This window comes from Streptomyces sp. NPDC050619, assembly GCF_040654815.1.
GTDB lineage: Bacteria > Actinomycetota > Actinomycetes > Streptomycetales > Streptomycetaceae > Streptomyces.
This window is the reverse complement of record NZ_JBFAIR010000088.1, coordinates 1-12,035: the sequence shown is the minus strand read 5'-3', so window position 1 is coordinate 12,035 and position 12,035 is coordinate 1. Positions and strand designations below refer to the sequence as shown.

3 protein-coding genes are annotated in these 12,035 nt (G+C 71.6%); all 3 read right to left on the bottom strand.

What is annotated here, in order from left to right; genetic code table 11:
• Window positions 1-6,704, bottom strand: a 6,704-nt coding sequence (locus AB0I77_RS52780) for an amino acid adenylation domain-containing protein (RefSeq protein WP_363290202.1), incomplete at its 3' end; no start/stop codon positions are given.
• A gap of 37 nt (window positions 6,705-6,741) precedes the next feature.
• On the bottom strand, window positions 6,742-11,313 hold the full coding sequence (locus AB0I77_RS52775) for an amino acid adenylation domain-containing protein (RefSeq protein WP_363290200.1): 4,572 nt from the start codon (window positions 11,311-11,313) through the stop codon (window positions 6,742-6,744).
• A partial coding sequence (locus AB0I77_RS52770; protein WP_363290199.1) for a condensation domain-containing protein occupies window positions 11,310-12,035 on the bottom strand: 726 nt, incomplete at its 5' end. The genes AB0I77_RS52770 and AB0I77_RS52775, both read right to left, overlap by 4 nt.

The window sequence follows — 12,035 nt, the reverse complement described above, 5'->3', positions numbered from 1 at the left end:
TGCACCGGCAACGGCACCCATCCCGGCGCCCGACCCTCGCACCGCGCCTCGTACGCCGCCCGCAGATCCCGCGCCAGCACCCCCATCGACCAACCGTCCGAAGCAATGTGATGCACCACCAACAGCAGCACAAACTCCCCCGGCGCCACCCGCAGCAACGACACCCGCCACGGCAACTCCACACTCAAGTCGAAGCCACGGCCGCTGAGCCCGGCCAGAGTCTCGTCGAGGCGGGACTCCTCGGTGTCCACGACGGCCAGCCGTGGATGGGCATCACGTCCGGCCAGTACGTCCTGGCGGGGCTTGCCCTCCCGGTCGGGGTAGACGGTGCGCAGGCTCTCGTGCCGGTCCGCGACATCGCCGAGCGCCGCCTCCAGCGCCTGCAGATCCAGCTCACCCTCCATCCGCAGCGCCAGCGGCAGGTTGTACGCCCCCGCCGCCTCCGAGTCCACACCGTCCATCCGGCTCAGGAACCACATGCGCTGCTGGCCGAACGACAGTGGCACGTCGCCGGGCCGCGGCTGCGGCCGCAGCGCCACCCGGTTCTCGGCTGCGGCGTCGCCGAGCAACCGGCCGATCCCGGCCACAGTGGGTGCGCCGAAGACGTCGCGGATACTCAGCTCCGTGTCGAACGCCGCGCGGATCCGGGCGACGAGCCGCATGCCGAGCAGTGAGTCCCCGCCCAGCTGGAAGAAGTCGTCATCGATACGGACCTCGCCGATGCCGAGGACGTCGGCGAAGAGGGTGCAGAGGATTTCCTCGACGGGGGTGGATGGTGCCCGTCCGTGGCCGTTGGCGGTTTCGGGGGTGGGGAGGGCTGCTTTGTCGATCTTGCCGTTGGGGGTGAGGGGCAGGGTGTCCAGGATCGTGATGGTGGCCGGGACCATGTAGTCGGGGAGGCGGGTGGCGGTGAACTCGCGTAGGGCGGCGGGGTCCAGCTGCGCCTGGGACACGGTGTAGGCGGCTATGCGGTCGTCGCGGGCGATGACGGTGGCCTGGGCGACATCGGGGTGGGCGGCGAGGACCGACTCGATCTCGCCGAGTTCGATGCGGAAGCCGCGGATCTTCACCTGCTCATCCGCGCGGCCCTGGAAGTGCAGCAGCCCGTCGCCACTCCACTTCGCCAGGTCACCGGTGCGGTACATCCGCCCGCCCTCGGCGTACGGGCAGGCCACGAACCGTTCCGCGGTCAGCTCCCGGCGGCCCAGGTAGCCGCGGGCCAGACCCGGACCGGCCAGATACACCTCGCCGGTGGCGCCGATCGGCACCGGGCGCAGGAAGTCGTCCAGGACGTAGACCCGGGTGTTGGGCAACGGGCGGCCGATCGCCGGCGGCTGATCGTCCGCGCTGATGCCCTCCTCAAGCGCCACAGCCGTAGTCATCACGGTCGCCTCGGTCGGCCCATAGGTGTTCCACAGCCCCGCCTGGGCACGCCACTTGGCGGCGAGATCCGCGGTCAGGCGCTCGGCACCCAGCACCCAGTTCCGTACCCCCGGGACCGTCTTCGGATCGAGCACGGACAACAGCGACGGCACCACACTGGCCACCGTCACCCCGGCCCTGCGGATCATCTCAGCCAGGGCCTGCGGATCGGTGCGCTCCTCACTCGCGGCGATCGCCAGAGTGCCACCCGACGCCAGCGTCACGGCCACATCCAGCACCGAAGCGTCGAAGCTGAACGACGCGAACTGCAACGTCACCTCACCCGGCCCCGCACCCAGCACCGAACCCATCGCCTCAACCAGATTGGCCACACCCCGATGCGAGACCGCCACACCCTTCGGCCACCCAGTGGACCCCGAGGTGTAGATCACATACGCCAACTGATCGAGATCCAGGGCTGCTTCCAGCGGTAGGCCGGACTCCTCGGCGACCGCCGCCCGCGCCTCGGCCAGCCACTCCGAATCGATCACCACCGACGCGCCGCTGTCGACCGTCATGAACTCCAAGCGGTCCGCCGGATACTCCGGATCCAACGGCACATACGCACCCCCGGCCTTCCACACCCCCAGCATCGACACCACCATGTCCACACCCCGCGGCAACCGCAGACCCACCCGCCACTCCCCACGCACACCCCGACGACGCAAATACCAGGCCAGCCGATTCGACCGGGCATCCAACTCCCCATACGAGACGGCCTCCGCCCCACACCGCACCGCACACGCCTCCGGAGCCCGAACTGCCTGCGCCGCGATGGCCTCCACTACCGTGGCCGACCCGACCGGCCGGGTGTCGGCGTTCCACTCCCCCACCACCCGCGCCCGCTCATCCGCGTCGAGTACGTCGATCTCGCTCAGCCGCACCTGCGGATCGGCGGCCACCTGCTCCAGCACCCGTACGAGACGGTCGCCGAGGGACCGCACGGTCGATTCGTCGAAGAGATCCGCCGCGTACAGGATCCCGCCCCCAAGACCCGCCGGAGAGCCGTCCGCAGCCCGCCGCTCACCCAACGTCACGGAGAGGTCGAACCGCGCCGGCAACTCCGCCACGGGCGGGAGCGGGGTGACTCGCAGGCCGGGGAGCTGCCATTCGGCCTCGGGTACGTTCTGTAGCGCGAGCATCACCTGGAACAGGGGGTTGCGTGACAGCGAGCGTGCCGGGTTCAGCTCCTCCACCAGCCGCTCGAAGGGCACATCCGGATGCGCGTACGCCGCCAGGTCCGCCTCCCGCACCCGCCGTAGCACCTCGGCGAACGACGGATCACCTTCCAGATCCGCCCGCAGCACCAGCGTGTTCACGAAGAACCCCGACAGCCCCTCCAGCTGTGCGTCCCCGCGCCCCGCGATCCCGGTGCCCACGGGGATGTCCGACCCGGCGCCCATCCGCGACAGCAGCACCGACAGAGCGGCATGCACCAGCATGAACATCGTCGCCCGGCCGCGGGCCGCCAGCGCCGCCAGGCGCACGTGCGTGTCCGCATCCACCGAGACCGGCACGCTGCCGCCCTGGAAGGAGGGTTCGCCCCTGCGAGCGCGGTCCACCGGCAGCGCCAGCTCCGGCGGGGCATCGGCCAGCGCGTCCTTCCAGTACGCCAGCTGCCCGCTGATCACACTCTCCGGATCACCCGGGTCACCCAACGCCTCCCGCTGCCACAGCGCATAGTCCGCATACTGCACCGGCAACGGCACCCATCCCGGCGCCCGACCCTCGCACCGCGCCTCGTACGCCGCCCGCAGATCCCGCGCCAGCACCCCCATCGACCAACCATCCGAAGCAATGTGATGCACCACCAACAGCAGTACAAACTCCCCCGGCGCCACCCGCAGCAACGACACCCGCCACGGCAACTCCACACTCAAGTCGAAGCCACGGCCTGAAGCCGAAATGATCAGCTCGTCCAGCTGTGCCGGATCAGCCTGCCGCACGTCCAGCGCCGGTCGCCCGGCCGCGCCCTCCAGCACCTGCTGCCACGGCTCGCCGTCCGCATCAGGGAAGACGGTGCGCAGGCTCTCGTGCCGGTCCGCGACGTCGCCGAGCGCCGCCTCCAGCGCCTGCAGATCCAGCTCACCCTCCATCCGCAGCGCCAGCGGCAGGTTGTACGCCCCCGCCGCCTCCGAGTCGGCCTCGGCCAACCGGTTCAGGAACCACATCCGGCGCTGCGCGTACGAGACCGGCACCTGATCGGGGCGCGGCTGCGGCAGCAGTTCCAGCCGCTTGCGTTCGACGGCACCGGCGAGCTGTCGCGCCAGCCCGGCGACCGATGGCGCGCCGAACAGGTCGCGGATGCTCACCTTCGCGTCCAGCACCGCCCGGATACGGGCGACGAGCCGCATCCCCAGCAGCGAGTCGCCACCGAGCTCGAAGAAGCCGTCGTCCGGTCCCACCCGTTCCACGCCCAGCACATCGGCGAACAGCCCGCACAGAATCTCCTCCACGGGTGTCGCGGCCGCCCGCCCCTGGCCGGCCCCGTACTCAAGCGCGGGCAGCGCCGCCTTGTCGACCTTGCCGTTGGGAGTGAGCGGCAGGGCGTCCAGCACCGTCACCGCGGCCGGGACCATGTACGCGGGGAGGCGGGCAGCCGCGAACTCCCGTACGGCGGCCGTGCTCAGGTCGGGGTCGGCGGCGACCAGATACGCGGCTATGCGGTCGTCGCGGGCGATGACGGTGGCCTGGGCGACATCGGGGTGGGCGGTGAGGACCGACTCGATCTCGCCGAGTTCGATGCGGAAGCCGCGGATCTTCACCTGCTCATCAGCGCGGCCCTGGAAGTGCAGCAGCCCGTCGCCACTCCACTTCGCCAGGTCACCGGTGCGGTACATGCGTGCACCCTCGGCGTACGGGCAGGCCACGAACCGTTCCGCGGTCAGCTCCCGGCGGCCCAGGTAGCCGCGGGCCAGACCCGGACCGGCGAGATACACCTCGCCGATGACACCGATCGGCACCGGGCGCAGGAAGTCGTCCAGGACGTACGCCTGGGTGTTGGGCAACGGGCGGCCGATCGCCGGCGGCTGACCGTCCGGGCTGATGCCCTCCTCGACCGCCACAGCCGTAGTCATCACGGTCGCCTCGGTGGGCCCGTAGGTGTTCCACAGCCCCGCCTGGGCACGCCACTTGGCGGCCAGGTCGGCGGTCAGGCGCTCGGCACCCAGCACCCAGTTCCGTACCCCCGGCACCGTCTTCGGATCGAGCACGGACAGCAGCGACGGCACCACACTGGCCACCGTCACCCCGGCCCTGCGGATCATCTCAGCCAGGGCCTGCGGGTCAGTACGCTCCTCACTCGCGACGATCGCCAGAGTGCCGCCGGTCGCCAGGGTGGCGGCGACATCCAGCACCGAAGCGTCGAAGCTGAACGACGCGAACTGCAACGTCACCTCGCCCGGCCCCGCACCCAGCACCGAACCCATCGCCTCAACCAGATTGGCCACACCCCGATGCGGAACCGCCACACCCTTCGGCCGCCCCGTGGACCCCGAGGTGTAGATCACATACGCCAACTGATCAGGATCTATCTCCACTTCGAGCGGAAGGGCAGACTCCGCGGCAATCGCCTCCTGCGCACCCGCCAGCACGGCAGTGTCCAGCACGACCTGCGCCTCACTGGACGCGACCATGAACTCCAGCCGTTCGGCGGGATACTCCGGATCCAACGGCACGTAAGCACCCCCGGCCTTCCACACCGCCAGCATCGACACCACCATGCCGACACCCCGCGGCAACCGCAGACCCACCCGCGACTCCCGTCCCACCCCAAGCCCACGCAGGTAGCGCGCCAGCCGATTCGACCAGACCTCCAACTCCCCATACGACACAACCTCGGAACCGCACCGCACCGCGACCACACCCGGAGCCCCAACCGCCCGCGCCCCGATACGCTCCACCACCGTCTCCGACCCAACCGGCCGCGCCGTGGCGTTGAACTCCCCCACCACCCGCGCCCACTCATCCGCACCAAGCAAGTCAAGCTCGCTCACCCGCACCCGCGGATCCGCCGCCACCTGCTCCAACACCCGCACCAACCGGCGGACGATCGCGGCGACGTCTTCCCGCCCGAACAGCTCCTCCTGGTAGTCCAGCTTGAGATGCATCCGCTCCTCGGGCGCCACGATCAGCGCGAGCGGATAGTGAGAGGCGTCCCGCACCGCCGGTGTGCGGCGGATTTCGAGGCGTTCCGGGGCGGGCTCCTCCTTCGGCGGGCTGGGGTAGTTCTCGTACACCACGATCGTGTCGAAGACGCCGCCCGGACCGGCCAGCCGCTGCACCTCGGGCAGTCCGAGGTGCTGGTGCGCCATCAGCGCGGACTGGCGTTGCTGCAGGTCGGCGAGGAGTTGGGCGACCGGTTGGGCGGCCTCGAGGCGTACCCGCACGGGGAGGGTGTTCATGAAGAGGCCGACCATGGACTCCACACCGGGCAGTTCCGCGGGCCGCCCGGCGGCGGTCGCGCCGAACACCACATCCGTGCGGCCGGTCAGCTGCCCCAGAACCAGCGCCCAGGCCGTCTGGATCACGGTGTTGAGGGTCACGCCCTGGCCGCGGGCCAGCCGGGTGAGGTCCTGGGTCAGCTCCGCCGAGAGGTCGGTGACGAGGTTCGCCGGCTCGCCGGGACGCCTGCCCGGGTCGGCCGGGGCGACCAGCGTCGGCTCTTCGGCACCGGCGAGTTCCGCCTGCCAGGCCGCCCGCGCAGCCGGCTTGTCCTGGCGCTGCAGCCAGGCCAGGTACTCCCGGTACGAGGTGGCTTTGGGCAATCCGCTCGCATCGCCGCCGGCCGCGTAGATGGCCGCCAGCTCACCGAAGAGCACGGGCAGCGACCAGCCGTCCATGAGGACGTGGTGGCTAGTCAGCACGAGCCGGTGGCGGTCTTCGGCGAGGCGGATGAGGAGCAGTCGCAGCAGCGGCGGCGTCGCCGGGTCGAAGCGCTCCCGCAGTTCCACCGCGCACCGCCGCTCGACCTCGGCGGCCGCGTCGGCTTCCGCCAGCCCGCTGACGTCCGCGTGCTGCCAGGGCAAGGTCACCTCGCGGGCGATGACCTGCACCGGTTCGCCTGAGCTCCGCCGCCGGAAGCTCGCCCGCAGCGCGCCGTGCCGGTCCAGCAGCGCCTGCCAGGAGGCGCGCAGCACGTCGGCGTCCAGGGGCCCGATCAGGTCGACGCCACGCTGGCCCTGGTACACATCGGCGCCCTGGTCGTCGAACGAAGCGTGGAACAGCAGCCCTTCCTGCAGCGGCGACAGCGGCCAAACGTCCTCGACACGAGCTCGGGCCATCGGGTTTTTCTCCTCACAGTTGCCTGGGCCGAGTGACTTACGCGCGGTCGTCGGCGAATTCGGACTCGAGATCGTCGACCTCGTCCTGGGCGAGGTCGAGCAGGGGGAAGTCGGAGGGGGTGTGGCCGCCGGCGGCCGGGTCGGCCGTGGTGTGGGCGGCCAGTCCCGCCAGCAGATCAAGCCAGCCGAGCCCCAGCCGGTCGGCGTCGGCCGCCTCCAGCAGCCCGCTGGGCCAGGCCAGCGACAGTGACAGCTCCGGTCCGCTGGGGGTGTCCCGGACCAGGGCGCCGGCCTCCAGGGCGTGCCGCGCCGGCATGCCCGGCGGGGCCGCGCCGCCCAGCGCCGACTCGCCGGCCGGCTCCCACGCGGCGGGCGGTCCGCCGGAGTCGCCGGCGGGGAAGCGGCCGAGGTAGTTGAAGCCGATCTGCGGGGCGGGCAGCCCGGCGAGTAAGGGTGCGGTCTCGGGGTTCAGGTAGCGCAGCAGCTCAAAGCCGAGCCCGTCCCCGGCCGCGGCCTTGGCCTGCTCCTTCACCGCCTTGAGCAGGGTGCCCGCGGCTGGCCCGCCCGTCCGCGCCTGGGCCGGGCCGGTGGTGCCGACGCGCAGCCGGACGGGGCGCGTACTGGCGAACCAGCCCACGGTCCGCGACAGATCTACGGTGTCGTGCAGCTGCCCCCGGCCGTGCCCCTCGACGTCGACGAGCAGGCCGGCGCCGTACTCCGACCGCCACTGCGCCACCGCGCCCGCCAGTGCCGCCAGCAGCACCTCTTGCACACCGCAGTGGAAGACGGCCGGAGTGCGGGCGACGAGCGTATCGGCCGTGGCAGCCGGCACCAGCCAGCGGCGCCGGATCGTGGTCGACTCCGTGTCCTGCGCGGGGTCCAGAGGGCGCCGTCCCAGCAGCGGCTCGCCGGCGGCCAGGAGCTGCTTCCAGGCCGGGAGTTCCGCCGTCCGGTGCTCGCCGACGGCCTCGGCGGACAGCAGCTGCGACCAGCGGCGGAACGACGTACCCACCGGGTCCAGGACCGGCTCCCGGCCGGCCGCCGCCGCCTCGCAGGCAGCCCGCAGATCCGGCAGCAGGACCCGCCACGACACCCCGTCCACGGCGAGGTGATGCGCGACGATCACCAGCCGGCCCACCCGCTCGGGTCCGGCGTCCAGCCACACCACCTGCACCATCACTCCGGCCCCAGGATCCAGCCGGCCGACGGCCGCCTCGGCCTGGGCGGCCACCAGCGCGTCCAGCGCCCCCACCGGCACGTTTGCCGCGTCTACGCGAGATATGAGCGTCGGTACGTCGGTCGAGCCCGGCTCCGGCACCACCAGCTTCGACTCGGCGGCAAGCAGCCGGGCGCGGAGGATGTCATGCGCGTCCAGTAGCGCGGCCACGCCGGCGGTCAGCGTCTCAAGACGCAGCTCTGGGGGCGCGCCGACGACCATCCACTGCGCGAAGCCAGCCGCTGTGACGGCGTTGCCGAGCGATCGCATCACCGGGGTGAAGGCGATCTCCCCCACGCCGGACGCGTCCACCGCCGATGCCTCGCCGTCCGTCGCTGCGACGACTCGCGCCAGACCGGCCGGGGTTCGCTCCTCGAAGACCTGCCGCGGCGACACCATCCAACCCGCCCGGCGCACCCGCGACGCCAACTGCATCGACATGATCGAATCGCCACCGAGCTGGAAGAAGTCATCGTCCACCCCGACCTCGCCCGCGCCCAGCACCTCCGCGAACAAGCTGCACAGGAGTTCCTCGACAGGCGTCGACGGCGTACGGCTCGGCTCACAGGCGACGTCTGGGGCGGGCAGCGCGGCTTTGTCGATCTTGCCGTTGGGGGTGAGGGGCAGGGTGTCCAGGATCGTGATGGTGGCCGGGACCATGTAGTCGGGGAGGCGGGTGGCGGTGAACTCGCGTAGGGCGGCGGGGTCCAGCTGCGCCTGGGACACGGTGTAGGCGGCTATGCGGTCGTCGCGGGCGATGACGGTGGCCTGGGCGACGTCGGGGTGGGCGGTGAGGACCGACTCGATCTCGCCGAGTTCGATGCGGAAGCCGCGGATCTTCACCTGCTCATCCGCGCGGCCCTGGAAGTGCAGCAGTCCGTCGTCACTCCACTTCGCCAGGTCACCGGTGCGGTACATGCGGGCGCCCTCGGCGTACGGGCAGGCCACGAACCGTTCCGCGGTCAGCTCCCGGCGGCCCAGGTAGCCGCGGGCCAGACCCGGACCGGCGAGATACACCTCGCCGGTGGCGCCGATCGGCACCGGGCGCAGGAAGTCGTCCAGGACGTACGCCTGGGTGTTGGGCAACGGGCGGCCGATCGCCGGCGGCTGATCGTCCGGGCTGATGCCCTCCTCGAGCGCCACAGCCGTGGTCATGACGGTTGCTTCGGTGGGCCCGTAGGTGTTCCACAGCCCCGCCTGGGCACGCCACTTGGCGGCGAGATCCGCGGTCAGGCGCTCGGCACCCAGCACCCAGTTCCGCACCCCCGGGACCGTCTTCGGATCGAGCACGGACAGCAGCGACGGCACCACGCTCGCGACGGTGACACCACTTCGCTCGACCATGGCGGCCAGGGCCTGCGGATCGGTGCGCTCCTCACTCGCGGCGATCGACAGGGTGCCACCCGACGCCAGCGTCACGGCCACATCCAGCACCGAAGCGTCGAAGCTGAACGACGCGAACTGCAACGTCACCTCACCCGGCCCCGCACCCAGCACCGAACCCATCGCCTCAACCAGATTGGCCACACCCCGATGCGGAACCGCCACACCCTTCGGCCGCCCCGTGGACCCCGAGGTGTAGATCACATACGCCAACTGATCGGGATCCAGGGCTGCTTCCAGCGGTAGGCCGGACTCCGCGGCGACCGCTGCCCGCGCCTCGGCCAGCCACTCCGCGTCGATCACCACCGACGCGCCGCTGTCGACCGTCATGAACTCCAGGCGGTCCGCCGGATACTCCGGATCCAACGGCACATACGCACCCCCGGCCTTCCACACCGCCAGCATCGACACCACCATGTCCACACCCCGCGGCAACCGCAGACCCACCCGCCACTCCCCACGCACACCCTGCCGACGCAAATACCAGGCCAGCCGATTCGACCAGACCTCCAACTCCCCATACGACACAACCTCGGAACCGCACCGCACCGCGACCACACCCGGAGCCCCAACCGCCCGCGCCCCGATACGCTCCACCACCGTCTCCGACCCAACCGGCCGCGCCGTGGCATTCCACTCCCCCACCACCCGCGCCCACTCATCCGCACCAAGCAGCTCGATCTCACTCACCCGCACCCGCGGATCCGCCACCACCTGCTCCAACACCCGAACCAACCGGCGGACGATCCGCTCGGCCTCCCGCTCCTCGAACAGATCGGGCCGGTAAGCCAGCTCGATCCGCAGCCGGTCGTGCGGGGTCACCCCCACGGTGAGGGGATAGTTCGTGGCCTGGCGGGTCTCGCCGCCGGAGATGGTGTAGGTCTCGGTGCGGTCTCTCCGCGGTTCCGGGGCCCTGGGAAAGCTCTCGTACACGACCAGCGTGTCGAAGCCCGCGCCCGGTCCGGCCGCACGCTGGATCTCCGCCAGGCCGAGGTGCTGGTGTGCCATCAGCTCCGACTGACGCTGCTGCAGTCCGGTGAGCAGTTTCAGCACCGGCAGTTCGGGCCGCAGGCGGACTCGTACCGGCAGGGTGTTGATGAGCAGTCCGACCATGGACTCCGCCCCGGGCAGCTCCGCCGGCCGGCCCGCAACGGTGGCCCCGAAGACCACGTCGCGGCGGCGTGCCAGCCGCGCGAGCACCAGCGCCCAGGCGCCCTGCACCACCGTGTTCACGGTCAGGCCATGGGTGCGGGCCAGCTCCGTGAGGGCCCGGGTGGCGGGCTCGGAAAGGTCGAGGCGGCACTCCTGCGGCAGGACCGCGGTCCGCTTCGGGTCGGCGGCCGCTACCAGCGTCGGTTCTTCGGCGCCGGCCAACTCGGTCTGCCAGGCGGCTCGTGCCGCCGCCTTGTCCTGGCGGTTCAGCCAGGCCAGATAGTCCCGGTAGCCGGCCGCTGGGGGCAGCGTCCGGCTGTCGCCGTCGGCCGCGTACACCGCGGCCAGCTCGTCGAGCAGCACCGGCATCGACCAGCCGTCCATCAGGATGTGGTGGGTCGTCAGCACCAGCTGGTGCTGTTGGTCGGCGAGCCGGATCAGCAGCAGCCGCAGCAGCGGCGCGGCCGACAGGTCCAGCCGCTTCGCGTGCTCCTGTGCGGCGAGTTCGGCTGCCCTGGCCGTCCGCTCGGCCTCCGCCACGCCGGACAGGTCGGTCTCCCGCCAGGGCAGTCGCACCTTACGGGCGATGAGCTGGACCGGTGCTCCCGACTTGCGCTCGTGGAAGCTCGCCCGCAGTGCCGCGTGCCGGTCCAGCAGCGCCTGCCAGGAGGCCCGGAAGCGGGCCGGGTCCAGCGGCCCGGTGATCGAGATCACCGTCTGCAGGGCATAGACGTTCGGGCCTTCGCCGTCGAAGGAGGTGTGGAAGAGCAGGCCTTCCTGCAGCGGAGAGAGCGGCCAGACTTCGGCGAGGGCGTTTCCCTTGGCGCCGGTGGAGGCCGGCGAAGTGGGCGTCTTCACAGCGGGTCTTCTCCTTCGCGTTCTGCCGCCAGCGCTTCGAATTCCTCGACCTCGTCCTGGGCGAGGTCGAGCAGGGGGAAGTCGGAGGGGGTGTGGCCGCCGGCGGCCGGGTCGCCGTCCGTGTGCGCGGCGAGTCCGGTGAGGACGTCCAGCCACTGGCGGCCGAGTGCCGCGCCTTGCGCGTGGTCCAGCAGGCCGCCTGGCCAGGCCAGCGACAGGGTCAGTTCAGGGCCGTGCGGGGTGTCGTGGACGATCGCGCCGGCCGCCAGCGCGTGGGCGGCCGGGGCGTGCGGGTCGGCGGCACCGCCCGGGCCCGTCTCGCCGGCCGGCTCCCAGGCGCCCGGTTCGCCGGTGACGGCCCCGGCGGGGAACCGGCCCAGGTAGTTGAAGCCGATCTGCGGTGTCGGCAGCGCGGCCAGCTCCGGGGCGGTGCGCGTGTTCAGATGGCGCAGCAGCCCGTAGCCGAGTCCGTCGCCCGGAACCCTCTGGAGCTGTTCCTTGACCGCCTTCAGCAGAGCGCCCGCCGCCGGACCGCCCGCCCGCGCCTCGGCGAGATCCGCATCGCCCGCGGCGACCCGGACCGGATGTACGCCGGTGAACCAGCCGATCGTGCGTGACAGATCCACTCCGTCGGCCAGTGCCTCCCGGCCGTGGCCCTCGATGTCGACGAGCACGCCGGTGGCGTACTCCGGCCGCCACCGCGCCACCGCGCCGGCCAGCGC